We start from the raw sequence: 26,347 nt of genomic DNA on the forward strand, positions 1-26,347 counted from the left end.
CATTTCTATCTCGTGTAGAATTTAGGGGCAGCCAAAGCTGCCCCTCCACCCCGCCCTCCGGCCATCAGCCTGTGGCACCGACGATTGGGATCGCATGACCTCCAACGCCGACTCCGGACCTGTGTCCGGCAAAGGACCTGTTGGTGCAACCGGACCCACAAAGTCGCTGTGGCTGCATCTGCTGAAGCTCAGCTCCGCTGCCGCAGTTGCAGGCCTCGTCCTGTGTGCGGTTCCGGCCGCTGTAGTGGACGGGGCTGCGGGAGCCGCCTCCAGTTCGCTGGGCGGGTTGCTGGTCATGCTGTTTTTCGGAATCAGCCTCCTGGTGGGCCACTTCGTGGGACGCAACAATCCTTCCGGGGCCATTGGCGTGTTCGTTGCCACATACTTCATCAAGGTCGTCGGGTTTGCTGCCGTCCTGTTTATGGTGGGTGCACCCCAGTGGCTGCAAGGCCGGTGGTTCGTGGCAGGCGCGGTCACCGCCGTCGTCCTGTGGCAGGCAGCTGAACTCTATGGTTTCAGCAAAGCCCGGCTGCAGATTTACAACGATCCAGAAACCAAGGAAGCCTCCGATGCGTGAACCGAAGAAGCCCGGAAAAGCCTCCGCAGCCAACCGCGCATCCGGCGGTTCCGCTCCCGGTGTATCCGGCGGCAACTCCGACGGCGGATACAACGCCGGGATGGCCGTCTTCAGCTACATCATTGGCGGAATCATCGTCTGGAGTTTGATAGGGTGGGGACTGGATTATCTGTGGGGAACGCGCTGGATTGTGCTCGCAGGCGCTCTGCTCGGAGCCGTCGGAGGTTTTTACCTTTCCCACATGCATGGCCTCACCAGTTCCCGCAAAAAAGCTGGTGAGCGTCCTGCTGCCAGCGGGCCGTCCACGGACGGCGACACGAATGCCAAATAATTTCACAGGGGGAACAGCCGGCCGCCAGGCCGCCGGTCCCCGCCCAACGCCCAATGATGGACACTGCAGAGAGGAAACGCGTTGATCGCGCTTGCGCTCCCGGCCCAAGATTCAGGAGAGTTCGCCCCTCCTGGTATTAACGAAATGCATTTGCCGGCAATCCTGCCGTGGGGTGCCGCAGAAGGATTCTCCAAGCAGATGCTGCTGGTCCTCCTCTCTGTCGTCATCATTGCCGCCTTCTTCGTGCTGGCTGCACGCAAGCAGCAGCTGGTACCCGGCAAGCTCCAGTTCGCCGGCGAGGCCGCCTACGGCTTCGTCCGCAACGGCATCGCCAAGGACATCATCGGCGGCCGGGACTTCATCAAGTACGTCCCCCTGCTGTTCAGCCTGTTCTTCTTCATCCTGGTGAACAACATCTACGGCGCCATCCCGCTGATCCAGCTCCCCACGTTCTCGCACGTAGGCGGCGCATATGTGCTCGCCGGCCTGGTCTACTTCACCTGGATCGCCATCGGCGTCAAGAAGAACGGCCTGCGCTACTTCAAGCTCGCCACCGTTCCGTCCGGTGTCCCGTGGTTCATCCTGCCGATCGTGATCCCGATCGAGATCATCTCCAACTTCCTGGTCCGGCCCGTCACGCACAGCCTCCGTCTGTTCGCAACCATGCTGGCAGGCCACCTCATCGTGATGATCGCCGGCTCCGGCATCGAATTCCTGGTCATGCAGGAGAACATCCTGCTGAAGGGAACCTCGGTCCTGGTCCTGGCCGGTGCCATCGCCATGTACATGCTCGAGGCACTGATCATGGTCCTGCAGGCCTACGTCTTTACCCTGCTGACCGCGATCTACATCGAAGGCGCACTGCACGCCGACAGCCACTAGGCTCCGCTGCCGGACTCAGCCGGCAAGCGAACACAGACTTCCCCTTGCGGGGATGAAGCAACCCAAACAACCTGCCGCATCGGCGGCATCTTGAAAGGAAGAAAAATGGAAGGCAATCTCAACCTCGTAGGTTACGGTCTGTCCGCAATCGGCGGTGGTATCGGTGTTGGCCTCGTATTCGCTGCTTACATCAACGGCGTTGCACGCCAGCCCGAGGCTCAGCGCGTGCTGCAGCCGATCGCATTCCTCGGCCTTGCGCTGACCGAAGCCCTCGCCATCCTCGGCCTGGTCTTCGCCTTCGTTCTCTAGTCCTGGAACGAAGCGAACTTACAGAACCGAGTAGAAAAGGACGGGTGAAACATGAATCAGCTGATCATCTCAGCCGCCACTGAGGGCGAAGTCAACCCCCTGATGCCCAATCTCTGGGAAATGGGCGTTGTCCTCGTGGGCTTCCTCATCCTCTTGTTCATCGTGGTCAAGTTCGTTGTCCCGATGTTCGAAAAGACCTTCGCCGAGCGCGCCGAGGCCATCGAAGGCGGCATCGCAAAGGCTGAAAAGGCCCAGGCTGAGGCGTCTGCTGCACTCGAAGAGTACAAGCAGCAGCTGACCGACGCCCGCACCGAAGCAAACCGCATCCGCGAGGAAGCCCGCGCCGAAGGTGCACAGATCCTCGCGGACCTCAAGGAGAAGGCTGCTGCCGAGTCTGCCCGCATCACTGCGCAGGCCCACGCACAGATCGAATCCGAGCGCCAGGCGGCCGTTGTGTCCCTGCGCTCCGAGGTTGGCACCCTGGCCACCACCCTTGCCGGCCGCATCGTGGGCGAAGCGCTCAACGACGACGAGCGGGCAGCACGGGTCGTGGACCGTTTCCTGGCAGATCTGGAGACCCAGAACGCAGGTGCAGCTAAGTAATGGCAGGCGTATCGAGCGAATCGCTGGCGACAGCACTGGCCGCGCTGGAAGCCAAGCTTCCTACCGCGTCGCTGCAGCTGGCAAAGGAACTCTTCGGAATTCTGGGAATGGTGGACAGCTCGGCTGGCTTGCGCCGCGCCCTGACTGACCCGTCCCGCTCCGGTGACGAAAAGTCGGCGCTGGTCAGGCAGCTGGTTGGCGGAAAAGTCTCCGCTGATGCTGCTGAGATCGCGGGCGGACTGGCCAGCTCACGCTGGGCATCCGCGCGGGACATCGGCGATGCACTCGAGACTCTTGCCGCAACGGTGGTCATCTCCGTTGCTGAAAACAAGTCGGCCGTTTCTGCCTCCGGAATCACTGGCCTGGAAGAACTGGAGAACGATCTGTTCTCCTTCAACCAGGCTGTTGCCTCCAGCCACGAGGTACAACGTGCTCTGTCCGAGCCTCAGGCAAGTGCAGCCGCCAAGGCTGCCCTTGCCGAGAAGCTGGTGCCCGGCGTCAGTGAGGAAGCCAAAGTCCTCATCACCCAGGCGGTTACCCAGCCCCGCGGCATCAAAGCCACCCGGCTCGTGGAACGGTTCGCCGAACTGGCGGCCAAGCGGCAGCAGCGCTGGATTGCAACGGTCAGCGTGACCCGGCCCCTTACACCAACGCAGCTGGCACGCCTCCAGGCGGGCCTGAACGCCATGTACGGGCGGGACCTGAAGGTCAACATCAACGTTGACCCGGCACTCATTGGCGGCATCCGCGTCCAGGTCGGTGACGAAGTGCTCGACGCTTCGGTCCTCACCAGGCTGGGCGAGCTGGAACGCCAGCTGGCCGGCTAGCCGGACAAGCACAACCAAACTGATAGAAACCCCGGTCACTGTCCAACGGTGATCACAAAACAGGAGAGCAGGGACTGCAGATGGCCGAATTGACCATCAACGCCGACGACGTCCGTAATGCGCTGAACGAGTTCGCGGCGTCCTACGAACCCGGAAACGCAGAGCGCGTAGAGGTCGGCCGCGTAACCACCGCTAGTGACGGCATCGCCCGTGTTGAGGGCCTTCCCTCGGTCATGGCGAACGAACTGCTGCGCTTTGAGGACGGCACCCTGGGCCTGGCCCAGAACCTCGACGTCCGCGAAATCGGCGTTATCATCCTCGGTGACTTCACCGGTATCGAAGAAGGCCAGGAAGTCCACCGCACGGGACAGGTTCTCTCTGTTCCCGTCGGCGACGCATTCCTCGGCCGCGTGGTGGACCCGCTGGGCGTGCCCATCGACGACCTCGGCGAGATCAAGGCCGAGACCACCCGCGCCCTGGAGCTCCAGGCTCCCGGCGTAACCCAGCGCAAGTCGGTGCACGAGCCGATGCAGACCGGCCTCAAGGCAATCGACGCCATGATTCCGATCGGCCGCGGCCAGCGCCAGCTGATCATTGGTGACCGCCAGACCGGCAAGTCCGCCATCGCGATCGACACCATCATCAACCAGAAGGCCAACTGGGCTTCCGGCGATGTGACCAAGCAGGTCCGCTGCATCTACGTGGCAATCGGCCAGAAGGCGTCCACCATCGCCGCCATCCGCCAGACCCTCGAGGAAAACGGCGCGCTGGAGTACACCACCATCGTGGCGTCCCCGGCCTCCGACCCCGCGGGCTTCAAGTACCTGGCACCGTACGCCGGCTCGGCCATCGGCCAGCACTGGATGTACGGCGGCAAGCACGTCCTCATCGTGTTCGATGACCTGTCCAAGCAGGCCGAAGCCTACCGCGCCGTGTCGCTGCTGCTGCGCCGCCCGCCGGGACGCGAAGCCTACCCGGGCGACGTCTTCTACCTGCACTCCCGCCTGCTGGAGCGTTGCGCGAAGCTGTCCGACGAACTGGGTGCCGGTTCCATGACGGGCCTGCCGCTGATCGAGACTAAGGCGAACGACGTTTCCGCCTACATCCCGACCAACGTCATCTCCATCACCGACGGCCAGATCTTCCTGCAGTCCGACCTCTTCAACGCCAACCAGCGCCCCGCTGTTGACGTGGGTGTCTCGGTGTCCCGCGTGGGTGGTGCCGCACAGGTGAAGTCCATGAAGAAGGTCTCCGGCACGTTGAAGCTGGACCTGGCCCAGTACCGCGACATGCAGGCATTCGCCATGTTCGCCTCGGACCTGGACGCCGCCTCCCGCCAGCAGCTGACCCGTGGCGCACGCCTGATGGAACTGCTCAAGCAGGGCCAGTACTCGCCGTTCCCGGTCGAGAACCAGGTTGTCTCCATCTGGGCCGGCACCAACGGCTACCTGGATGACGTCCCCGTTGAGGACATCAGCCGCTTCGAGAGCGAGTTCCTGGACCACCTGGGCCGGAAGTCCTCGATCCTCACCACGCTGGCTCAGACCAACGTGCTGGACGATGACACCGTTGCAGCCCTGAAGTCGGCCATCGTCGACTTCAAGAAGGGTTTCTTCGGCGAAGGCGACAACCAGCTGGTGGGCGCAGGCCACGAGGAGCATGATGCCATCTCCGAGGGCGACGTTGACCAGGAAAAGATCGTCAAGCAGAAGCGCTAGTTCCGCTGACCGGATGTGCCGGGCCCACGGGGTCCGGCACACCCGGTTTACGGAATGTTAGGAAAGGATAAGTATGGGAGCCCAGATCCGGGTCTACCGCCAGAAGATCAGCTCGACCACGTCGATGCGCAAGATCTTCAAGGCGATGGAACTGATCGCTACCTCGCGCATCGGGAAGGCCCGCGCGCGCGTAGCAGCTTCACTGCCTTACGCGAACGCGATCACGCGCGCCGTTTCTGCTGTCGCAAGCCAAAGCGAAATCGACCACCCGCTGACCACCGAACCGCAGCAGATCCGCCGCGCCGCCGTCCTGGTAATCACCTCGGACCGTGGCCTGGCAGGTTCCTACTCGGCCAGTGTCCTCAAGCAGGCGGAAGGTCTCAACGAGCTTCTCCACGCTGAAGGCAAGGAAGTCAAAACCTACCTCGTGGGCCGCAAGGCGCAGGCTTACTTCGACTTCCGGAACCGCGAGTACGCGCGGGTCTGGACCGGAGGAACCGACGCACCCGAGTTCAGCACGGCAAAGGAGATCGGCGACGCACTGCTGGCCGACTTCGCCGCCGACTACGAAGACGGTGGCGTGGACGAAATCCACGTCGTCTACACGCGCTTCAAGTCCATGGTCACCCAGGAGCCCACGGTCATCCGACTGCTGCCGCTGGAGGTAGTGGAAGAGGAAGCCGCCTCCGAGTCGGACCTGCTGCCGCTGTACGAATTCGAGCCGGAAACCGAGCAGGTTCTCGATGCCCTGTTGCCGCGCTACATCGAAGCGCGCCTGTTCGCAGCAATGCTGCAGGCCGCCGCATCCGAACTGGCAGCCCGCCAGCGCGCGATGAAGTCGGCAGGGGACAACGCGACGGAACTGATCAAGAAGTACACGCGTCTGCGCAACACGGCCCGCCAGGCCGAAATTACGCAGGAGCTGTCCGAGATTGTTGCCGGCGCCGACGCCCTCGCGTCCTAGCCGCCAGCTGCCTCCGGTCCGCTGACCTGCACCACCACAGATAAACTTAACCCACGCCATCTACTGAGTGAAGTGAGAGAGATGACTGCCACTGCTACCGAACGCGTAGCCGCAACGGCCGGTGCCACCGGCCGTATTGCGCGCGTAATCGGCCCGGTTGTCGACGTCGAATTCCCGGCTGACGCAATCCCGTCGATCTACAACGCCCTCACCACCGAGATTACCCTCAACGGTGAGACCAAGACCATCACGTTCGAGACCTCCCAGCACCTGGGTGACAACCTCGTCCGCGCCATCTCCCTGCAGGCAACCGACGGACTCGTCCGCGGCACCTCCGTGGTGGACACCGGCGCCCCCATCTCCGTGCCCGTTGGTGACGGCGTCAAGGGCCACATCTTCAACGTGCTCGGCAAGCCGCTGGACGTTGCCGAATCCGAGATCCAGGCCGACGACCACTGGCCGATCCACCGCAAGGCTCCCAACTTCGCTTCGCTCGAAGGCTCCACCGAGATGCTGGAAACCGGCATCAAGGTCATTGACCTCCTGACCCCCTACATCAAGGGTGGAAAGATTGGTCTGTTCGGCGGCGCCGGCGTGGGCAAGACCGTTCTTATCCAGGAAATGATCACCCGTGTTGCCCGCAACTTCGGTGGTACCTCCGTGTTCGCCGGTGTTGGCGAGCGTACCCGTGAGGGCAACGACCTCTGGGTTGAAATGGAAGAGGCCGGCGTCCTCAAGGACACCGCCCTTGTGTTCGGCCAGATGGACGAGCCGCCGGGAACGCGTCTGCGTGTGGCCCTGTCCGCACTGACCATGGCGGAGTACTTCCGCGATGTGCAGAACCAGGACGTGCTGCTCTTCATCGACAACATCTTCCGCTTCACCCAGGCTGGTTCCGAAGTTTCCACGCTGCTCGGCCGCATGCCGTCCGCAGTGGGTTACCAGCCCAACCTGGCTGACGAGATGGGTCTGCTGCAGGAGCGCATTACCTCCACCAAGGGCCACTCCATCACCTCGATGCAGGCCATCTACGTTCCCGCAGATGACTACACCGACCCGGCCCCGGCCACGACCTTCGCACACCTCGACGCGACCACGGAACTGTCCCGTGAAATCGCCTCCCGTGGTCTGTACCCGGCCGTTGACCCGCTGACGTCGACCTCCCGCATCCTGGACCCCCAGTACATCGGCAAGGACCACTACAACACCGCAGTGCGCGTGAAGCAGATCCTGCAGAAGAACAAGGAACTCCAGGACATCATCGCCATCCTCGGCGTTGACGAGCTCTCCGAAGAGGACAAGATCGTCGTGTCGCGTGCACGCCGCATCCAGCAGTTCCTCTCGCAGAACACCTACACCGCAAAGCAGTTCACCGGTGTCGAAGGCTCCACGGTTTCCATCAAGGACACCGTGGAAGGCTTCGCTGCCATCTGCGACGGCGACCTCGACCACATCGCGGAGCAGGCGTTCTTCAACGTCGGTGGCCTCGATGACGTTGAGCGCCAGTGGGCCAAGATCCAGGAACAGACCAAGTAATATGGCTGAGCTTGAGGTTGAGATTGTCGCAGCGGACCACTTCGTGTGGTCCGGAGCGGCCAAGATGGTCAAGGCCCGCACCAGCGATGGTGAGATCGGAATCCTGCCCGGCCACTCGCCCCTGCTGGCGATCCTGGCCGAAGGTGAACTGGCCATCCAGCCGGTATCCGGGGACCGTATCGAGGTAGGCGTCGACGGCGGATTCTTCTCCGTGGACAACAACCGCGTGGTCATTGTTGCTGACAACGCCCACCTGGGTGGCTCGGCTACCGCTGGGATCCGCTAGCATCACCTTGATGGACGCATCGAGTCTTTCGTTCATCGCACTGGCAGTCACCTTCGGATTGCTGATTTTTGCACTGTGCCTTTCGGGGGTGCGCCGCTTCAACCTGCGGCGTGCCCTCGGCACGGTGGACGCCTCCATTTGCATGGCTGGAAACAGCTGGCAGATGGGGGTTTGTCGTTACCAGGACAACGACCTCGAGTGGTTCCGGCTGTTCTCGCTCAGCGTCCGTCCCAAGCACAAGTTCAAGCGCCATTCGCTGGAGCTCCTCGGCCGGCGCAAGCCAACCGAAGCCGAGGCCGTCAAAGTGCAGCCCGACGTCGTTATCGTCGAACTCCGCTATGAAGGCCGGGACCTGCGGCTCGCCATGAAATTCGACGCCTATACCGGCCTGTCCTCCTGGCTGGAAGCCGGACCGGTCATCGGTGTGGGGACCTGGCGCTAGCCGGCGTGGACTGGTTCTACGACATCCGTCTTACGGACGGCCCGCTCTACTGGACGGCCCTCGTCCTGGGCCTGGCGGGCGGCGGTTATCTGCTGTTGCCTCCTTCGCCCACCGGGCGGCGCTGGATCATCCGCGTCGTCATCGCTGCGGCAGCCGCCTTCGCGCTGGTGGCCACCGTCCACTGGGCCCTCATCAACGTGTTCTCCGTGTTTCCCGAGAACATTCCCGACGCCGTACTGATTTGGGTGGTCCCCGGCGTCGCCGCCATGCTCCTGGCGCTGATGCGCCTGCCCGGCAGCAGCTGGCGCCGCCGTGCCACCGGTGTGATTGCCGCGCTCCTGGTCGTGGCCCTGTCGTCGGTCCAGATCAACGCCTACTTCGGACTGCACCGGACCGTCAGCGACCTCCTCGGCGCGGCCCTGTCACGCATCCCCACGCTGGAGGCGGACCTGCAGCGCCAGCCGGGCCAGTCCGACGGCGCCCCGCTCCAGGGGTGGGTCCCGCAGGGTGAAATTCCGGACGGGGGAGTGCTGCGCAGGGCTGCGATTCCGACGCCCGCCTCGGGGCTGACGACACGGGAGTCCTACATCTACCTGCCGCCGGCCTACTTCGCGGCCAACCGTCCCGCCCTTCCGGTGCTCGTCCTGATCCCCGGCCAGCCGGGCGGTCCTGCAGACTGGCTGACCGGGGGAGCGCTCCAGGGCCACATGGATTCGTTTGCCTCCTCCCAAGGCGGGCTGGCGCCCGTGGTGGTGGTTCCGGACCCGAACGGCTCCCAGAACGCGAACGCCATGTGCATGGACAGCAAGATAGCCCGGGCCGATACCTATCTGACCCGCGATGTTGTGGGCTGGATCAGTTCCACCCTCGCCGTGGACACCAACCACAGCCACTGGGCTGCGGGCGGGTTCTCCTTCGGCGGCACCTGCGCAGTACAGCTGGCCACCCGGCACCCCGATCTCTTCTCCGCGGCGCTCGGCTTCTCGGCAGAAGCTGAGCCGGCCCTTGCGAAGGAACGGCAAAAGACCATTGATGCTTCCTTCCCCGGGAACCCGGACGCTTTCAACCGGCAAACGCCGCTGGCGATCATGAAGGAGCGGACCTTCGAGGGCAGCGGCATGTACCTGACCGCCGGCAAGGATGACCCCGAGTTTGTTGCGTACATGCGCACGCTTGAGGGCGCCGCCAGGGAAGCGCGCTTCGACGTGCGGGCCTTCGAGGTGGAACACACCGGCCATTCCTGGGACACGTCCTCCCGGCAGATCGGCGACGCCCTTCAGTTCCTCTGGGACCGCTGGGGGCTGGCCCGGTGAGCGGCGGCCAGCCGGGCGGGCAGGTCCGGACCGCATCCCTGGCGTGGGACACGGTGGTCCGTCCGGTCCTGGGCCGGATGGCAAGAGAGCTGAAGTCGGTGCCCTTCTCGCTGGTTGTCCTGGCCTTCTTCCTCGGAACCGCAGCGGCCACCGGCAGTTTCCTTGCCGGACCGCCCGAGCACCTGCTGGAGGTGGCCGGGGTCAGTGCCGAGGGGCTTCGGGCCGGACACTGGTGGACCCTCTTCACCAGCCTCTTCTTCGCCACCAACCCCCTTGCCTATGTGGCCGCGTCCCTCATGATCGTCATCCTCCTGGGCCTGGCTGAACGGAAGCTGGGCACCCGGGCGGCGGCAGGCCTGCTTTTTGGCGGGCAGTTCGCCGCAGTCACCCTGTTCCTGCTGATTACCCAGCTGGCAGGGTACGTCCGTGACGGATGGCTTGACCAGATGGCCGATGACATCCTGATCGGTCCCTACGGCCCCGTGCTGACCGCCGGCCTGGCCGGAAGCGCGCGGCTGCCCGTGCTCTGGCAGCGGCGGCTTCGAACCGCGGTGCTGTCCGTTTCGCTCCTGCTGGTCCTGTACGTAGGGCACGCCGAAACGGTCATCGGTTTGCTGGGCGCACTCCTTGGCCTGCTGGCAGGATGGTGGATCCAGGGCGACCGGGGACAGCTGCACCGCCACCGGTCCACGGGACGCGAGACGCGCAACCTCCTTGCCCTCACCGTAGCCGTGTTCGCGGTCGGCCCCATCCTCACGGGCATTGCCCGGGCACCCACCGGACCCTTGGCGCTGCTGCGCGACGTGGTTCTGAACCCGATGCCCACCCTGGGCCAGCTTGCGCTGAACTGCGGCGCGACAGTGGAGGCGTCCTGCCTGGAGGCTGGCAGGGCGGGTTTTGCCGGGCCGTTCGGGCTGGCCCTGGCCGTGGTCCCGGTGCTCCTGCTGCTGATTTGTGCCGACGGGATGCGCCGCGGCCGGCGGCTGGCATTGAACATCGCGATCGCCATCCAGCTGGCGGTGACCGCCCTGGCCGCGGTCTACCTTGCACTTTTTGCGCTGGTGCCTTCCCGCCCGCAGGGGCCGCATGCGGCCCCGATGGGATCGGCCTTCGCGCACGTGCTGCCGCTCGTCGTCGTGCCCCTGCTGCTGGCCCTGGTCCTGTGGTTGAACCGGCGGCAGTTCCGGGTGCAGACCCAGCCCTCGGCCCGCCGCTTGCTGGCTGTTGTGGCGGGCGGGTCCTGGGGTGTCCTGGCCGCCGCCTACGCAGCGGCCTGGTTCTGGTCCGGCGGGCTTGACCGCGACGGCGGGCTGCTGGGCCTCTTCGCCGAGCTGGCGCGGCAGTACGTGCCGGTGCCCATTCCGCAGCACTACCACCGCGTCTTCGCCGACCGGAACAGCCTGGAAGCGGTCCTGTTTGCCTACTCCGGCCCCGTCTTCTGGGTTATCGCCCTGGCGGCGGTGTGGTGGGTGCTCATCGGCGGGCATCACGGCCACGACTCGGGCCGGCAGGACCGTGCCCGGGCCCGTGAGCTGCTGCACCAAGGCGGGGGTCCGCTCTCCTGGATGGCCCTGTGGGAGCCCAACACGTACTGGTTCAGTCCCGATGGACGGGGGGCGGTGGCCTACCAGCGGCACGGCACGGTGGCGCTGACACTCGGCGGAGCCTTCGGCCGGACCGACGCGCAAGAAGCGGTGACGGAGGGTTTCCTTTCCTACTGCCGGAGCCAGGCACTGATCCCGGCCCTCTACTCCTGTGACGGCTCGCTGTGGACTGCCCTGCGGGAACAGGGGTTCAGCAGGGTGCCGGTGGCGCAGGAGACCCGGCTGGCCGTGCGGGAGATCGAATTCAAGGGCAAGGAATGGCAGAACGTCCGCACCGCCCTCAACCGCGCGGCGAAGCTGGGGGTGGAGGCGGTCTGGGGGCCCTACCATTCGTTGCCGGCCGCGCTGCGTTCGAAGTTGAGCGAGGTGTCGGAGGAATGGGCCGCCAACAAATCCGTCCCTGAAATGGGTTTCACCCTCGGCGGGGTGGACGAACTGGACGACGACGAAGTCCTGTGCTGCCTTGCCGTCGACGGCAATGGCACGGTCCACGGTGTGACCAGCTGGCTGCCCGTTTACGAGGACGGGCGGCTGGTCAGCAGGACGCTGGACGTTATGCGGCGCGGCGCTGAAGGTTTTCCCGGCGTCATGGAGTTCCTGATTGCCTCCGCGGTGCTGGAACTGCGGAATTCCGTGGAGGTGATCTCGCTGTCCGGCTCCCCGTTGGCGAACGACGGCGGACCCCGGGACCGCGCGAAACAGGACGCCGCAGGACAACAGGAAGCCGCGGGTGGACAGGACATCACCGGCGGACAGGGCACCACGGGCGGACAGGGCAGCGCGCGGGAGCAGGACCGTGCCGACAACCTGGTCCGCATCCTCGACCTGGTGGGCCACGCACTGGAACCGGTGTACGGGTTCCGGTCGCTCGCCGCGTTCAAGTCGCGGTTCAAGCCGGAGTACCGGTCCCTGTACCTCTACTACCAGGACCCGCTGCACCTGCCGGCCATAGGCCGTGCGCTGACCCGGGCCTACCTTCCCGGACTTTCGCTGCCGCAGGGCGCGCGCCTGGTGCGGAATTTGGTTAAGTAGGGCTTCTTTGCATTACCTGAATTGACGCGTGCAATTCGCGCCAATACGGCGCCCGGCGGAAATTCCGGGCACGAAAAGAATGGCCCCCGGCTGAAATGCCGGAGGCCATTCGTGGTGCGGACCGCGTGCGGCGGGCCGGCTGGGAAGGCTAGACCAGGGTCACGCCCGTGGCCTGCGGGCCCTTGGCACCCTGGCCGATCTCGAACTGAACGCGCTGGTTCTCGTCGAGGGTCTTGAAGCCGTTGGTCTGGATCTCGGAGTAGTGAACGAAGACATCGCCATCGGAGTCGTCCGGGGTGATGAAGCCGAAGCCCTTTTCAGCGTTGAACCACTTGACGGTTCCCTGTGCCATTTAATTTCTCCTCATTGTGGAACTTTTAAGATCGGCACACCTCGTACCGGCCTTGGTTACTCCGCGAGAAGAATCCTGAATTCCCGTCCTAATTACCGGACCGGCTGCAGGAGCTTCGCGCTCGCAACATGTCTTGCGAGCATGAAAAACACCTACACAAAGACTGAAACCAGAATTTCATGCCTCTTGGCGCGGGTCAACGGTTTTGACGGCGAAACGGACAAAATTTAGGTAAAGAACCGGTGAAATGCCTTGTCAGGTGCCTGTTGGCGGGCCGTGGCCGCCGCCGTGGCCCACAAGCGGGGGTCAGAAGAGACGGGATTCGCTGTCGTCCACGCCCCGCATCGCGTCGTAGTCCAGGGTGACGCAGTCGATCCCGCGGTCCGTCGCCAGGACTTTGGCCTGCGGCTTGATCTGCTGCGCGGCGAAGATCCCGCGCACCGGTGCGAGCAGCGGGTCGCGGTTGAGCAGTTCCAGGTAGCGCGTCAGCTGCTCCACGCCGTCGATGTCGCCACGGCGCTTGAGCTCGATGGCCACCGTACCGCCTTCGGCGTCGCGGGCCAGGATGTCCACCGGTCCAATCGCGGTGAAGTACTCGCGGCGGATCAGCGAATATCCGGTGCCCAGCGTTTCGATCTGTTCGGCGAGGAGGCGCTGGAGGTCCGCCTCAACGCCGTCTTTGATCAGGCCGGGATCCACGCCAAGGTCATGCGAGGAGTCGCTCAGCTTTTCGTGGATGTTGATGATCAGGCGGTCATCGGTCTTGGCGGACTGGACCGTCCATTGCTCCACGACGCCCAGCTCGAGGTCCACGTCCTCGGGGGAGGACACCCGCAGCGTGGCGGGCGGGCTCATCCAGTTGAGGGGCTTGTAGGAGCCGCCGTCCGAGTGCACCAGCACGGAGCCGTCAGCCTTGACCAGCAGCAGCCGGGTGGCGAGGGGAAGATGGGCTTTAAGCCGGCCAACATAATCTACGGAGCATCGGGCTATGACAAGTTGCACGCCGTACAGACTATCGCGTGCCGCCTCCCCGCCCGGTCCCGGCGGCGGACCCCGCCCGGCTGCACGGCGCAGCCGTGGCCGTACGGCAGAAGTGCCGGGCTGGGGCAGAATGGATGCATGCCCCGTTCCAACCGCCCCCGCCGCCCCGCGTCCGGGAAGGGCGCCGGCGCGGGCAGGAAAGGCAGCGGCGAGGTCCCCGAGCTGGACCTGGAACGTGCCCGGGCAGGCATTGCCCGCCGCGAGAGCGCGCCCGACGGCGAATGGATGGTCCGCACCATGACCGCCAGGAACGCCGCCAAAACCTACATCTGCCCGGAGTGCTCCACGGCCGTGCTGCCTGGCGTGGCACACCTGGTGGTATGGAAGGACGACCATCTCTTCGGTGCGGCTGCCGGGCTTGCCGAGCGCCGCCACTGGCACACCAACTGCTGGATGTCGCGCAGTTACCGGTACCGCTGACACCCGCGGGCTTAACTTCCCCTCCTGTCGCTAAGCTGGCAGGCATGACTTTTGATCCGGCGTCGTACGAATTCACCACCGCCCAGGGCCCCGTTCCCATCCGGGCCTCCACTGTCTTGCCCGCCCGCCGGCGGAACGTGGAACTGCAGACGGACGACGGCCACACCCTGGTGGGCGAGCTTGCGCTGCCGGAATCGGGACCCGTGCACGCAACGCTGATCACCCTGCACCCGCTGCCCACGCACGGCGGCTTCATGGACTCGCACGTCTACCGCAAGGCCTCCTACCGCTTGCCGGCCCTTGCCGGCATCGCCGTGCTCCGCTTCAACACCCGGGGAACGTCCTCGCCGCGCGGTACGAGCAGCGGCGGGTTCGAGGAGGGCATTGGCGAGAAGTACGACGTCGAAGCCGCCGTCCGCTTCGCCGTCGAGCAGGGCCTGCCGAACCGGTGGCTCGTGGGCTGGTCCTTCGGCACCGAGCTTGCCCTGATGTACGGGGCAGTGGAACCGGTGGCCTCGGAGGTGGAGGGCGCGGTCCTGCTCTCGCCGCCGCTGCATCGCGCCACAGACAAACACCTGCAGCAGTGGGCGGAGTCGGGCAAGCCGCTTACCGTCCTGGTCCCGGAACACGATGACTTCCTTCAGCCGGCGGAGGCCGCGGCACGGTTCAGCCTGGTGCCGCAGGCAAGGGTGGTGGGCGTCGACGGCGCCAAGCACCTCTGGGTGGGGGAGAAGTACGCCGCCCGGGTCCTGAACGAGATTGTGGACGAGGTCACGCATGCCGGCTCCGGGGCCGCGGGACTTCCAACCGAATGGAACGGTCCCGCTGCCACTGCCGCTGTGTAGGACACGGCCTCCGCGGTCCTGTTAACAGCGGATTCACGCGATTTGACCCGTGCTGGTGCTGGCGTGCCAGTGCTGGCGTGCTAGTGCTGGTCCTGGCGCACGATGTAGATCTCCTTGATCAGCAGCAGGATGGCGGCAGCGGTCGGGATGGCAATCAGCGCGCCCAGCACACCCAGCAGGCTGCCGCCGGCAATGACGGAGATCACGGCCACCGCCCCGGGTACTGCGACGGCCTTTTGCATAATGCGCGGGGAGATGAAGTAGGCCTCGAACTGCAGGTAGGCGAAGTAGCAGATGCCGTAGACGGCCGCGGTCTGCCAGCTCACCGTGAGGGCGATCAGGACCACCACCACGCCGGCGATCATGGCACCCACCAGCGGGATAAAGGCAAGCAGCGCCACCACGAACGCCAGCAGCAGTGCAAACGGGATGCCGACGATGGACATCACGATGAAGGCGAACGCGGCGTTGAGGAGCGCCACGCATGCCTGGCCGATCACGTAGTTGCCCACTGACCTGGTGATGGCGTCGGAAAGCGCCTCAACCCGGTGCCGGCGGGACCGCGGGGCCAGCCGGTAGCCCCACTTCTTCATCGCCGGAAGGGCAGCCAGGAAGTACAGGCTGAGCACGAGGACGATCAGGGCGCCGAACAGCCCGTTGGCGACCGTGGAACCAAAACCGACCACACCGCCGGCGATTCCGCCCATGGCGTTGGGATCGTTGACGAACTTGTTCACTTCCTCGGCGATGCGGTCCCGGACGCCGAACTGGTCATCCAGGGTCCGGAACAGGTCCGAGTTCATGAAGTCCCGGACCCAGGTGGGCGCCTGCTCGACGATTTCGGTGACCTGTTCCACGATGGTGGGTATCAGGGTCGCAAAGAAGCCGACGACGGCCGCAACCAGGACGCTCACGGACACAAGGATGCCCGCGGGGCGGGGAATCCGGCGGCCCTCAAGCCACTTGACCACCGGTTCCAGGCCGAGGGCGATGAAAAGGGCGGCCACGATCCACAGCAGCAACTGCGTGGTGTGGGAGCCGATCCAGTAAACCAGAAGGGCCACGCCCACACCCACAGTCCCCATGAACCCCATATACAGCGGGTGCTGCGGGGACATCCGGGGCCCGGGAGCGCCGAACTGCGGGCGGGTCACGCCGTCGGGGTCCTCGGTGAATTCCTCCTGTTCCGGGGCTTCGGGCGGCATCTCGAACCGGAGCCGTGGCTGGGCCCCCGGCAGTGGCTGGCGGAGCCGGCGTGCCACCAGGCCCAGCGCCACAGCGGCTGAACGTTTCCGGTGGCCACCCTCGGCCCCGTGCGGTGTGGCCGCCGGAGGCTCGTGGCTCCCTGGATTCTCCGCTGCCGCGGAGGATTCGTCCGTCTTGTCAGTCACTGGTTTCTGGGGCCTGTTCCGTGCGAGGCGCCGCCTCGGCGGGCCGGTGTGATGATCATCGCAAACACTATCAGCAGCCTTGTCAACAGCAGCGGAGGAGCCCGGGGCCGGGCCTTCCGGGCCCGCTCCCGGAGCCGGCAATCCGGGCTCCTGGTAACAAAACGGTTACTATGGAAGGCAAACCCCCGCTGATGATAGGTGTTCCCTTGCGTTTAAAGACTGCTGCCGCACTTGTGCTGCTCGGCCTCCTGACACTTTTGGCCGGCATCGGCCAGAGAACCATCTGGGCCCCATCCGAGACGTTCACGGCCACTGCGCCCGCTGATACGGCCGAGGCGCCGCTGACCGTCATCGACCAGAACCTGCGCACCCTTCACGGGGGTACTGTCAAAATCGACATTCAAGGGGACGGGAACTTCCTGCTCGCCGCAGGCCGGCCGGACGATGTCGACGCCTGGGTCGGCCAGGCCGCGCACAACACCATTAACGGTGTCTCCGAGGACGGCAAGTCGCTGCAGGTCGAACACACCGACGGCGAGGCGACGGCCCCCAACCCCGCGGGCTCGGACCTGTGGGTGTCTGCCGAGAACGCCAGCGGTGAACTGGAGTACTCCTGGACCCCTCCCGCCGACGGTGACTGGACCCTGCTGCTCGCCTCCGACGGCACTAAGGCAGCCCCTGCGTCCGTATCCATGACGTTCCCGAACGACACCTCCACCCCGTGGGCTGTTCCACTGATCATCCTTGGCTCCCTGCTGATCCTCGGCGGCATCGCGCTGGCGGTGCTGTCGCTCCGCAAACGCGACGGCGGGGAAGACGGCGGCCCGGGCAGCGGTTACGCCGCGCGCGCCCGTGCCCGGAGCCAGGCCCGCAACGGTTCCACCGCATCCCCGCGGGCGGGCATGGTGGCAGCAGGCGTCACCGCCGCTGTCCTGGCAGGCACCGGCACTGCCGCCTACGCAGCCACGCCGGCGCCGGAAGCCACCGGCACGGCGCAGGCACAGGAAGAAGCTGCCTCCCCGGTCCTGCTGGACGCGCAGTTCCGCCGCATCCTCGAACAAGTCTCAAGCGCCGTGGACGCCGGTGACGCCGCCAAGGATGCTGCCCAGCTGGCCGACAGGGTCGGCGGCACAGAGCTGGAAGTCCGTACCCAGAACTACAAGATCCGCTCCCACGTGGGCTCCTACGAAGCCCGCATGCCCGTGCGGTCCACCAAGCTGCTCACTACCGTTGTCACCAGCGACCGCGCCTGGCCCCGCTCCGTCCTGGCCGTAACCCAGGGTGACGGGAACGTGGTCCCGCAGCTGCTGACACTGGTCCAGCAGTCGCCGCGTGAAAACTACAAGCTGGTCGAAACGACGCCGCTGCAGCCCGGAGCCACTTTCCCCACCATCAGCCGCGGCGGCACGGACACACTCGCCGCAGCCGACAAGACCGGACTGCTGTACAGCGGCGAAGAAGCCCTTTCCGGGTTGGCCGACAGGCTGACCACCCCCGACTCCGCCTTCAAGGACAAACTGGTGGAAGGGGAGTCCTCGCCGTACATCGCGGACACCCTGTCCTACCAGGCCGAGGTGGTCAAGGCCGGCGAGAACGGAAGCTTCTCCTTCACCCACAAGGTGCTCCCGGAAAGCACGGTGGTCTTCCGTACCGAAGACGGCGGCGCGCTGGTCCTGGGCCGGATCAACTTCGGCTTCGAAGGAACCCCCAAGGCTGCCGGAGACAAGCTCACCATCGGTGACGACGCTGCGGCGCTGGCCGGCGGCAAGGAAACCACCACTGGCATGGTGCTCAACTTTGCGGAGTCCGTGGCCGTCTACGTTCCGCCGGCAGGCTCCACCGATCCGATGAAACTGGTGGCAGCCACCCGCGGCCTGGTGGGCGCCAGCTTCAAGTAGCCCGTATACGGCAGTCTCCCGGCAGCGGCCGGAGTGGCTAAAGTGGACAGCATGAGTTCGCCTGCTTCCCGACCAGTCCCTCCAGCCGCTGCCAACCTGCTTAACCTGCGCGGCGCCGTCGACCTCTCCAGCCTCAAGCAGCGCCCGCCCGCGCCCTCGGGCGCTCCGTCCGGGGCCGCCGCCGGCGGGAACGGAGCTCCGGGGGGTTCTTCCGCCGGAGCTGCCGGCGGAACTGACCTGAAGGTCGATGTCACCGAGGCGAACTTCCAGCAACTGGTGGAACTGTCCGCGCAGGTGCCGGTGGTCTTTGCGCTGTGGGCGCAGTACTCCCCGGAATCAGCCAGCGTGCTGGAGACTTTGGACCGTGTCGTGGCGGGCTATGGCGGCCGGCTGGTCCTCGGCGCGGCGGACATTGACGCCTTCCCGCAATTGGCGCAGGCGTTTCAGGTGCAGGCGGTCCCCACCGCCGTCGCCGTCCTCAAAGGGCAGCCCGTGCCGCTCTTCCAGGGCAGCGCGGACGAGCAGCAGATCCGTGCCCTGTTCGATGAACTGCTGAAGGTGGCCGCGGCGAACGGCGTGACCGGCAGCCTGAACGGGGGAGCCGCCGGGGAACCGGAGCCGGCACCCCTTCCGCCGCTGCACCAGGCAGCCTTCGACGCCATCGAGGCCGGTGATTACGAAGCCGCCGCTGCCGCCTACCGCCAGGCCCTTACCGAGATGCCGTCGGACCATGAAGCCAAGGCAGGCCTCGCCCAGGTGGAACTCATGGCGCGGCTGCAGCCTCTCTCCGCGCAGGACAGCGAGACCATCCGCACCCTGGCCGCGAACGAACCGGACAACCTGGAGGCCCAGCTGGGTGTCGCCGACCTCGACATTGCCGGCGGCCACGTGGAAGACGGGCTGAACCGCCTGGTGGCCTTCATCGGCCGGAACTTCGGACCGGAGCGGGAGGCTGCCAGGGTCCGGCTGCTCGAGCTCTTCGATGTTGTTGGTGCCTCCGACGAGCGGGTATCCAAGGCACGGCAGGCCCTGGCGAGGGTCCTCTTCTAGTGCCGTCCCTGTTTGAGCCGCTGAAGCTCCGCGCCCTGGAGCTGAGGCACCGCGGCTGGCTGTCACCGATGTGCCAGTACAGTTGCGATCCCGACGCCGCCCCCGGCGTACCCGGTGACTGGCACCTGATGCACCTGGGCTCGTTCGCCGCCGGCGGGGCAGCGCTGATCCTCACCGAGGCGGCGGCAGTGAACGCCCAAGGACGCATCAGCCCGCGGGACGCCGGCTTGTACAACGATGCGCAGGCTGAAGCCTGGGAGCGGATCACCTCGTTCGTGCACCGGCATGGGGCGGCGGATGCAAAGATCGGCGTCCAGCTTGCCCACGCCGGACGCAAGGCCTCCACGTGGTGGCCCTTCTCCGGCCGGCAGGGCACCGTTCCGGTGTCCGACGGCGGCTGGACCACCGCGGGACCGTCGCCGTCGGCCTTCGATGGGTATGCCGTGCCTGCGGAAATGACGGAGGAACAGATCCAAGGCGTCATCAGTGACTTCGCGGCTGCTGCCGTCCGGGCCGTTGACGCCGGATTCGACACCGTGGAGATCCACGGTGCCCACGGCTACCTCCTGCACCAGTTCCAAAGCCCCTTGATTAACACCCGGACGGATGCCTGGGGCGGGAACGAAGCCGGGCGGAACCGGCTCATGCTGGCGGTGGTCGACGCCGTGCGGAACGTTATTCCCGACTCGATGCCGCTGCTTCTGCGGATCTCGGCATCTGACTGGGCCGAAGGCGGGGTCGACCTTGCCGCATCGGTCCGCCTGGCCCGCGAGGCGGCCGCGCGGGGCGTGGACCTGCTCGATGTGTCCAGCGGGGGAGCGGTGGCCCACCAGCACATCGATCCCGGGCCGGGCTACCAGACCGGGTTTTCTGCCGCCATCCGCAATGAAGCCGGCATCCCCACGGGGACAGTAGGCCTCCTCACCACCGCCGGTCAGGCCGAGCACGCGGTTGCCACCGGTCAAGCCGATGCCGTCCTCATCGCCCGGGCTGCACTGCGCGATCCGCACTGGTGGCTGCGGGCCGCGTTCGAACTCGGCCACGACATCGGCTGGGCCCCCCAGTACGAACGTGCCAGGCCCCGGCGGACGTTCTGACGTGGACAACCGTCCCGTGCCCGTCGGTCAACAGCTCGAAGCCAAGATCCTGGAGCTCCTTGCGGCCAGGGCTGCCACGTCGACCATTTGTCCTTCCGACGCGGCCCGCGCGGTGGGCGGCGACACCTGGCGGGGCCTCATGGAACCTGCCCGGGAGGCAGCCCGGAGGCTGGTCGAGGCCGGGGAAGTGGAGATCACCCAGGGCGGTTCGGTGGTGGATCCCCTGACCGCCCGGGGACCCATCCGCATCAGGAAAGCCCGCTAACAGGCACCAGCGGGGCAGGGTGGCAGGAGGGGCGCCGTACGTCTTTGTTGCTACTCCTCCCGGAGGACCCCGGAGCCGGGACACGGGGACTACTCTGGCTTCATGACTGTTCCGGCGCCAGATCCCGCACCGCAGACCGCGCCCGTGGCGGCCCTGTCCATCAGGGGACTTGCGAAGCGTTTCGGGCAGAAGATTGCTGTTGACGGCATCAGCCTGGAGGTCCCGGCGGGATCCTTCTACGGGATCGTGGGTCCCAACGGTGCCGGCAAGACCACCACGCTCTCCATGGCCACCGGGCTGCTGCGGCCGGACTTCGGCACGGCGGTGGTGCATGGCATCGACGTCTGGCGGCAGCCGCTGGAGGCCAAGCGGCTGATGGGAATCCTGCCGGACGGCGTGAGACTGTTCGACCGTCTCACCGGTGAGCAGCTCATTACCTATGCCGGGCTGCTCCGGGGCATGGACAAAGAAGTTGTCGCCGCCCGGGTTGGGGAGCTGCTGGCAGCCATGGACCTCGCGCAGGACGCCGGAACGCTGGTCGTCGACTACTCGGCCGGCATGACCAAGAAGATCGCGCTCGCGTCAGCCCTCATCCACGCGCCGCGGCTGCTGGTCCTGGATGAACCTTTCGAAGCAGTGGATCCCGTCTCGGCGTCCAACATCCGCAGCATCCTGGACACTTACGTGGCTTCCGGCGGGACCGTGATTATGTCCAGCCATGTGATGGACCTTGTCCAGCGCATGTGCGACCACGTGGCCGTGGTGGCCGGCGGGCGGCTGCTGGCGGCGGGAACCGTGGAGGAGGTCCGGGCCGGCGCGTCGCTCGAGGACCGCTTTGTCCAGCTGGTGGGCGGCCGGAGCCACACGGAGGGGCTGGAATGGTTGCGCACCTTCTGAGGCTGAAACTGACACTGCTGCGCAACGGACTGCGCCGCAGCCCCTGGCAGCTTGTGGGCCTGGCCATCGCGGGGCTCTACGCGGCCGGCGTCGTGGGCGGTCTGGTGGTGCTGCTCGTCCTGCTGCGGAAAGCTGACCCGGAACTTGCCCGGACCGCCGTCGTGCTGGGCGGGTCAGCGGCGGTCCTGGGCTGGGGCATCGTCCCGGTCATTGCCTCGGCAACGGACATGACCCTCGATCCGTCACGGTTCACCACCTTTGCCATTCCCATGAAGCAGATGCTGCCCGGCCTGGCCCTGGGCGGGCTGGCCGGCATCCCCGGACTGGCTACCTCTCTGGTGGCACTGGCCACCGTGGCGACGTGGTTCCGCGGAGTGCTGCCCGTCCTGGCGGCGCTGCTGGGCGCTGTGCTCGGCGTCTTGACCTGCGTTGTGCTCGCCAAGGTTGTCACGACGGCGACAGCCAGCCTGGCAGCCTCCCGCCGGTTCAAGGACATCAGTGCTGTCGCTTTTATGGTGCCGCTGGTCCTGCTGGGCCCTATCATCGCCGGCGTGAGCCAGGGGCTGACAAACTCCGCCGCATTCCTGCCGGACCTCGCCCGGGTGCTGGCCTGGACACCCCTTGGCGCCCCCTGGGCCCTCGCGGCCGACGCCCATGAGGGGACTTACGGTCCTGCCGCGGTGAAACTCCTGGTGTCGGTGGCCGCGCTCGCCGCCCTTGCCTGGTGCTGGAAGGTCCTGCTGGAACGAGCCCTCGTTACACCCCCGTATGCCGGCAGCAGCAGGCGCAAAGGCAGCCGGCTGGGGCTTTTCGGGTTCCTTCCCGCCGTGCCGGCCGGTGCCGTGATGGCCAGGGCGCTCACCTACTGGATCCGTGACCCGCGGTATTCCGGATCACTGGTGGTTATCCCGCTGCTGCCGGTGCTGCTGGTGTTCCAGGGCGCCCAGACGGGGGACTACTCCAGCCTCGCCTTCCTGGCGCCGATCTCCGCGTTCATCATCGCCTGGTCCATTTCCGCCGACGTCTCCTACGACAACACCGCCTTTGCCCTGCACCTGGCCACCGGTGTCCGCGGAGTGGCGGACCGGCTCGGCCGGGCCCTCGCCTGCCTCACCTTCGCGCTCCCGGTGGTGCTTATCTTCGCCATCGGAAACTGCGCCTTCACCGGAAATTGGGCCGGGCTGCCGGGCAACCTGGGGCTGAGCCTCGGCATCCTGTTCACAGCGCTGGGCCTGTCCTCCGTGGTGTCCGCCCGGTACACGGTGGCCGTTCCGCTGCCCGGGGACAGCCCCTTCAAAAAGCCGCCGGGCAACGTGGGCCAGACCCTCGCCGTGCAGTTCGGCGGCATGCTGGTCCTGTTTGTGCTGGTCCTGCCCGAGGCTGCCCTGCTGGTGGCGCAGCTGGTGACAGGCAACCAGGCCTTTGGCTGGATCAACCTTGCAGTGGGAACCGTGATGGGGCTTGTGCTGTTTGTGCTCGGTGTCCGGCTGGGCGGAAAATGGCTTGACGCACGCGGTCCCGAGCTGCTGGCCCAGGTTGCCGTGAACCGCTGACGGCGCTGCACATGAGGTATCCGGCGGAAGAGACAGCGGAAGGGGAACCCGATGGAAGTCGTTATCCTGGGCGGCAGCAGGCAGGTCGCAAAACTGGCCGCTGACGCCATCGAGGCCCTGCTCCGGCGTAAGCCTGATGCCGTCCTGGGCCTTGCCACCGGGTCCTCCCCGCTGCCGGTCTACAACGAGCTGGCGGAGCGGCATGCCGGCGGCCTGGACTTCAGCCGGGCATCCGGCTTCCTCCTGGATGAATACGTTGGGCTGCCCGAGGGGCATCCTGAGTCCTACCGGGAGGTGATCCGGCGGGAGTTCACGGACCGGGTGAACATCGCACCGGAAAATGTCCACGGTCCCGACGGCGCCGCGGCGGACATCCCTGCCGCCTGCCAGGCCTACGAGGACGCCATTGCCGCAGCCGGCGGCGTGGACTCCAGCTCCTGGGGGTAGGCACCGACGGCCATATCGCCTTCAACGAGCCGGGGTCGTCGTTCGCCTCGCGCACCCGCATCAAGAGCCTGATCGAACAGACGCGCCGGGACAACGCCCGGTTCTTCCCCAGCCTCGCCGAGGTGCCGCACCACGTCCTGACCCAGGGCCTGGGCACGATCATGGCCGCCCGGCATGTGATCCTGCTCGCCACCGGCGCGCAGAAGGCGCAGGCGGTGCGTGAATTCGTGGAGGGGCCGGTCTCGGCGATCTGTCCGGCGTCGGTGCTGCAGTTCCACCCGCACGCCACGGTCCTGCTGGACGAGGCCGCCGCATCGGCGCTGAAACTCGCTGACTTCTACCGGCACACCTACGACAACAAGCCCGCCTGGCAGGGCCTGTAGCGCCTGCCGGCCTGCGGGCCCTCAGGGGCCAAAAAGTCCCGACGGCGGCCGGTGCCGGACAGCGGCACGCGTGCTCCGGCGTCGGACGCCGGGCCGCCGGAACGGCTAAGATGGAACGCATGACTAGCATGACGGACCCTCTCGAAAACGACCCGATGCGCGAGCTTTCCGGTGCTGGAACGTCCACAGCCACCATTGAGCGCGAAGAACTGCGCGAGGAGCTGGAGCCGGGGGACCGGGAGCGTTTTGCGCACTACGTCCGCAAGGAAAAGATCATGGAGTCTGCGTTGACCGGGGAGCCTGTCATCGCGCTGTGCGGCAAAGTCTGGACGCCGGGCCGGGACCCGAAGAAGTTCCCGGTCTGCCCCACGTGCAAAGAGGTCTACGACGGCCTGCGTCCGGGCAATGACGGCGGCAAGGGTCCCGGAGGGGACTCGGGCAGCAACAAGTAGTGACGGAAACGCTTTTTGGCGGCCCCACCCTGCCTCCGGCCTACCCGGAACGCGCAGCCTGGGGAACCGCCCCGAAACTCCGTGCCTGGCAGCAGGAGGCCCTTGACCTCTACATGCGGAACAGCCCCCGGGACTTCCTCGCGGTAGCTACCCCGGGCGCCGGCAAAACCACGTTCGCGCTGCGGATCGCGTCCACGCTGATCGATTCCGGAGCCGTCAACCGGGTCACCATTGTGGCACCCACCGACCACCTCAAGAGGCAGTGGGCCGACGCCGCCGCCAGGGTGGGCATCGCCATCGACCCGAACTTCAAGAACTCCGACGGCCAGCACGGCCGCGGCTTCATCGGCGTGGCTGTCACGTATGCCCAGGTCGCCAGCAAACCGCTGTTGCACCGGGCCAAGACCGAGGCCGCCCGCACCCTGGTCATCCTGGATGAGATCCACCACGGCGGCGAGGCACTGTCCTGGGGCGACGGCCTTCGTGAGGCATTCGATCCCGCGGTGCGCCGGCTGTCGCTGACCGGCACCCCGTTCCGTTCGGACACCTCACCCATCCCGTTCGTCGAGTACGCCGAGGACCGGGACGGGATCCGCCGGTCCAAGGCCGACTACACGTACGGCTACGGCAACGCGCTGCGCGACCATGTGGTCCGGCCGGTCATGTTCATGGCCTACTCCGGCCAGATGCGCTGGCGCACCAGCGCCGGCGAGGAAATGGCGGCGTCGCTCGGCGAAGCCGCCGTCACCAAGGACATCACCTCGCACGCCTGGCGCACGGCCCTGAACCCGGCCGGCGAGTGGATCCCGGCCGTGCTGGCCGGTGCGGACAAGCGGCTCAGCGAAGTGCGCCGCACCGTGCCCGACGCCGGCGGCCTGGTGATTGCCACCGACCACGAGGATGCGCGCGCCTACGCCGGCCAGCTGAAGAAGATCACCGGCCAGTCGCCCACCGTCATCCTCTCCGACGATGCCAAGGCGTCAAGCAAGATCGAGGAATTTTCAGCGGGGGACAGCCGCTGGATGGTGGCCGTCCGGATGGTGTCCGAAGGCGTGGACGTCCCGCGCCTGTCCGTCGGCGTCTACGCCACGTCCACCTCGACCCCGCTGTTCTTCGCCCAGGCCGTGGGGCGTTTCGTGCGTGCCCGCAAAAGGGGCGAAACGGCGTCGGTCTTCCTGCCCTCCGTCCCGCAGCTGATGGCGCTGGCCAACTCGATGGAGGCCGAACGCGACCACGCCCTGGACCGCCCGGACAAGGAAGACGGCGACGGCCTCTTCACCCCGGAGGACTCGCTGATGGCGGAGGCCAACCGTGAGGACAAGGCCTCGGACAGCCTCACCAAGGGCAAGTTCGAGGCCCTGGATTCGCAGGCGTCCTTCGACCGGGTGCTGTTCGACGGCGGCGAGTTCGGCACGGGCGGCGAGGTGGGGTCCGACGACGAGATGGACTTCCTGGGCATCCCCGGCCTGCTGGACGCGGAGCAGGTGGGCACCCTGCTGCGCCAGCGCCAGCACGAGCAGCTGAACCGGAAAAACCGGAAGGCCCCCGCGGCGGCCGCCGAAAGCGCGGCACCGGCCGTCCCCGACCACCGGATGCTGATGGACCTGCGGAACGAACTGGCCAAGAACGTGGCCGCGTGGTCCGCCCGCACCGGCACCCCGCACGGCGTGGTGCACACCAAGCTGCGGACCGTCTGCGGCGGCCCGGCGGTGGCACAGGCCAACGAGGAGCAGCTCCAGGCCCGGCTCAGGAAGCTCCAGGACTGGTTCATCGGGCGGAAGTAGCGGCTGGATTAACTGCAGTGGGGGGGGGGGGGGGGGGGGGGGGGGGGG

General features: G+C 66.4%; 26 protein-coding genes and 1 pseudogene. 24 read left to right on the forward strand and 3 right to left on the reverse strand.

All coding sequences use genetic code 11. The annotated features are described in order from the left end of the window. The first annotated feature begins 94 nt into the window (after positions 1-94). The 13 genes from ACYQ1Z_RS04730 (at position 95) to ACYQ1Z_RS04790 (ending at position 12,424) form a co-directional block, all read left to right on the forward strand. A complete protein-coding gene (locus ACYQ1Z_RS04730; RefSeq protein ID WP_459791349.1) occupies positions 95-577 on the forward strand; it encodes a hypothetical protein in 483 nt (160 codons plus the stop codon). Then, positions 570-908, forward strand: a complete 339-nt coding sequence (locus ACYQ1Z_RS04735; RefSeq protein ID WP_459791350.1) for an AtpZ/AtpI family protein — start codon at positions 570-572, stop codon at positions 906-908. Before ACYQ1Z_RS04730 ends, ACYQ1Z_RS04735 begins: the two co-directional genes overlap by 8 nt. An 81-nt stretch (positions 909-989) precedes the next feature. Then, positions 990-1,790, forward strand: a complete 801-nt coding sequence (gene atpB / locus ACYQ1Z_RS04740) for a F0F1 ATP synthase subunit A (RefSeq protein ID WP_459791351.1) — start codon at positions 990-992, stop codon at positions 1,788-1,790. 105 nt (positions 1,791-1,895) lie between these two features. Beyond that, positions 1,896-2,099, forward strand: a complete 204-nt coding sequence (gene atpE, locus ACYQ1Z_RS04745) for an ATP synthase F0 subunit C (RefSeq protein WP_009356484.1) — start codon at positions 1,896-1,898, stop codon at positions 2,097-2,099. A 51-nt stretch (positions 2,100-2,150) separates the two neighbouring features. Continuing rightward, positions 2,151-2,702, forward strand: a complete 552-nt coding sequence (locus tag ACYQ1Z_RS04750; RefSeq protein ID WP_454484394.1) for a F0F1 ATP synthase subunit B — start codon at positions 2,151-2,153, stop codon at positions 2,700-2,702. Next, a complete protein-coding gene (locus ACYQ1Z_RS04755; RefSeq protein ID WP_459791352.1) occupies positions 2,702-3,529 on the forward strand; it encodes a F0F1 ATP synthase subunit delta in 828 nt (275 codons plus the stop codon). The genes ACYQ1Z_RS04750 and ACYQ1Z_RS04755 overlap by 1 nt, the downstream gene beginning before the upstream one ends. 80 nt (positions 3,530-3,609) lie before the next feature. Then, on the forward strand, positions 3,610-5,247 hold the full coding sequence (gene atpA, locus ACYQ1Z_RS04760) for a F0F1 ATP synthase subunit alpha (RefSeq protein WP_459791353.1): 1,638 nt from the start codon (positions 3,610-3,612) through the stop codon (positions 5,245-5,247). 73 nt (positions 5,248-5,320) lie between these two features. Further along, the gene (locus ACYQ1Z_RS04765) at positions 5,321-6,211 is read left to right on the forward strand and encodes a F0F1 ATP synthase subunit gamma (RefSeq protein WP_459791354.1); all 891 of its coding nucleotides are present in this window, start codon (positions 5,321-5,323) and stop codon (positions 6,209-6,211) included. 81 nt (positions 6,212-6,292) lie between these two features. Then, positions 6,293-7,747 (forward strand): F0F1 ATP synthase subunit beta, encoded by a 1,455-nt coding sequence (gene atpD, locus ACYQ1Z_RS04770; protein ID WP_459791355.1) that lies wholly within the window; start codon positions 6,293-6,295, stop codon positions 7,745-7,747. A gap of 1 nt (position 7,748) precedes the next feature. After that, on the forward strand, positions 7,749-8,033 hold the full coding sequence (locus tag ACYQ1Z_RS04775; RefSeq protein WP_459791356.1) for a F0F1 ATP synthase subunit epsilon: 285 nt from the start codon (positions 7,749-7,751) through the stop codon (positions 8,031-8,033). Positions 8,034-8,043: 10 nt separating this feature from the next. Beyond that, positions 8,044-8,475: a DUF2550 domain-containing protein gene (locus ACYQ1Z_RS04780; RefSeq protein ID WP_459791357.1), complete on the forward strand. Its 432-nt coding sequence runs from the start codon at positions 8,044-8,046 to the stop codon at positions 8,473-8,475. Between the two features lie 5 nt (positions 8,476-8,480). Further along, positions 8,481-9,788 (forward strand): alpha/beta hydrolase, encoded by a 1,308-nt coding sequence (locus tag ACYQ1Z_RS04785; RefSeq protein WP_459791358.1) that lies wholly within the window; start codon positions 8,481-8,483, stop codon positions 9,786-9,788. A 77-nt stretch (positions 9,789-9,865) separates the two neighbouring features. Then, the gene (locus ACYQ1Z_RS04790; RefSeq protein ID WP_459791374.1) at positions 9,866-12,424 is read left to right on the forward strand and encodes a bifunctional lysylphosphatidylglycerol flippase/synthetase MprF; all 2,559 of its coding nucleotides are present in this window, start codon (positions 9,866-9,868) and stop codon (positions 12,422-12,424) included. Positions 12,425-12,572: 148 nt separating this feature from the next. On the opposite strand, the gene ACYQ1Z_RS04795 is transcribed toward ACYQ1Z_RS04790, so the two are convergent. Together ACYQ1Z_RS04795 and nucS are read right to left on the reverse strand one after the other, a co-directional pair. Continuing rightward, on the reverse strand, positions 12,573-12,776 hold the full coding sequence (locus ACYQ1Z_RS04795; RefSeq protein ID WP_133346276.1) for a cold-shock protein: 204 nt from the start codon (positions 12,774-12,776) through the stop codon (positions 12,573-12,575). Between the two features lie 306 nt (positions 12,777-13,082). Continuing rightward, the gene (gene nucS, locus ACYQ1Z_RS04800; RefSeq protein ID WP_459791359.1) at positions 13,083-13,778 is read right to left on the reverse strand and encodes an endonuclease NucS; all 696 of its coding nucleotides are present in this window, start codon (positions 13,776-13,778) and stop codon (positions 13,083-13,085) included. A 117-nt stretch (positions 13,779-13,895) separates the two neighbouring features. Between nucS and ACYQ1Z_RS04805 the strand changes: the two genes are divergently transcribed. Both ACYQ1Z_RS04805 and ACYQ1Z_RS04810 read left to right on the forward strand, forming a co-directional pair. After that, positions 13,896-14,237, forward strand: a complete 342-nt coding sequence (locus ACYQ1Z_RS04805; protein ID WP_459791360.1) for an ATP/GTP-binding protein — start codon at positions 13,896-13,898, stop codon at positions 14,235-14,237. 44 nt (positions 14,238-14,281) lie between these two features. Next, positions 14,282-15,082: an alpha/beta hydrolase gene (locus ACYQ1Z_RS04810; RefSeq protein ID WP_459791361.1), complete on the forward strand. Its 801-nt coding sequence runs from the start codon at positions 14,282-14,284 to the stop codon at positions 15,080-15,082. 80 nt (positions 15,083-15,162) lie between these two features. Here ACYQ1Z_RS04810 and ACYQ1Z_RS04815 read toward each other — a convergent pair whose 3' ends face one another. After that, a complete protein-coding gene (locus ACYQ1Z_RS04815; RefSeq protein ID WP_459791362.1) occupies positions 15,163-16,473 on the reverse strand; it encodes an AI-2E family transporter in 1,311 nt (436 codons plus the stop codon). 191 nt (positions 16,474-16,664) lie between these two features. Here ACYQ1Z_RS04815 and ACYQ1Z_RS04820 point away from each other — a divergent pair, with 191 nt between their 5' ends. The 9 genes and pseudogenes from ACYQ1Z_RS04820 (at position 16,665) to ACYQ1Z_RS04860 (ending at position 26,299) form a co-directional block, all read left to right on the forward strand. Then, complete coding sequence (locus tag ACYQ1Z_RS04820) at positions 16,665-18,371, forward strand: hypothetical protein (RefSeq protein WP_459791375.1); 1,707 nt, start codon at positions 16,665-16,667, stop codon at positions 18,369-18,371. A gap of 51 nt (positions 18,372-18,422) precedes the next feature. After that, on the forward strand, positions 18,423-19,421 hold the full coding sequence (locus ACYQ1Z_RS04825) for a co-chaperone YbbN (RefSeq protein WP_459791363.1): 999 nt from the start codon (positions 18,423-18,425) through the stop codon (positions 19,419-19,421). Further along, positions 19,421-20,518 (forward strand): NADH:flavin oxidoreductase/NADH oxidase, encoded by a 1,098-nt coding sequence (locus ACYQ1Z_RS04830; RefSeq protein WP_459791364.1) that lies wholly within the window; start codon positions 19,421-19,423, stop codon positions 20,516-20,518. Before ACYQ1Z_RS04825 ends, ACYQ1Z_RS04830 begins: the two co-directional genes overlap by 1 nt. 1 nt (position 20,519) lies before the next feature. Then, complete coding sequence (locus ACYQ1Z_RS04835) at positions 20,520-20,783, forward strand: DUF3253 domain-containing protein (protein WP_459791365.1); 264 nt, start codon at positions 20,520-20,522, stop codon at positions 20,781-20,783. Between the two features lie 102 nt (positions 20,784-20,885). Next, positions 20,886-21,680: an ABC transporter ATP-binding protein gene (locus ACYQ1Z_RS04840; protein ID WP_459791366.1), complete on the forward strand. Its 795-nt coding sequence runs from the start codon at positions 20,886-20,888 to the stop codon at positions 21,678-21,680. Next, complete coding sequence (locus tag ACYQ1Z_RS04845; RefSeq protein WP_459791367.1) at positions 21,662-23,233, forward strand: transporter; 1,572 nt, start codon at positions 21,662-21,664, stop codon at positions 23,231-23,233. The genes ACYQ1Z_RS04840 and ACYQ1Z_RS04845 overlap by 19 nt, the downstream gene beginning before the upstream one ends. A 51-nt stretch (positions 23,234-23,284) precedes the next feature. After that, positions 23,285-24,063, forward strand: a pseudogene (gene nagB, locus ACYQ1Z_RS04850) (glucosamine-6-phosphate deaminase). A gap of 110 nt (positions 24,064-24,173) precedes the next feature. After that, entirely contained in the window at positions 24,174-24,515 is a 342-nt protein-coding gene (locus ACYQ1Z_RS04855; RefSeq protein WP_459791368.1) for a DUF3039 domain-containing protein, read from the forward strand. Continuing rightward, entirely contained in the window at positions 24,515-26,299 is a 1,785-nt protein-coding gene (locus ACYQ1Z_RS04860) for a DEAD/DEAH box helicase (protein ID WP_459791369.1), read from the forward strand. The genes ACYQ1Z_RS04855 and ACYQ1Z_RS04860 overlap by 1 nt, the downstream gene beginning before the upstream one ends. Positions 26,300-26,347: the final 48 nt, after the last annotated feature.

It is taken from the genome of Arthrobacter sp. AD-310 (assembly GCF_054656615.1).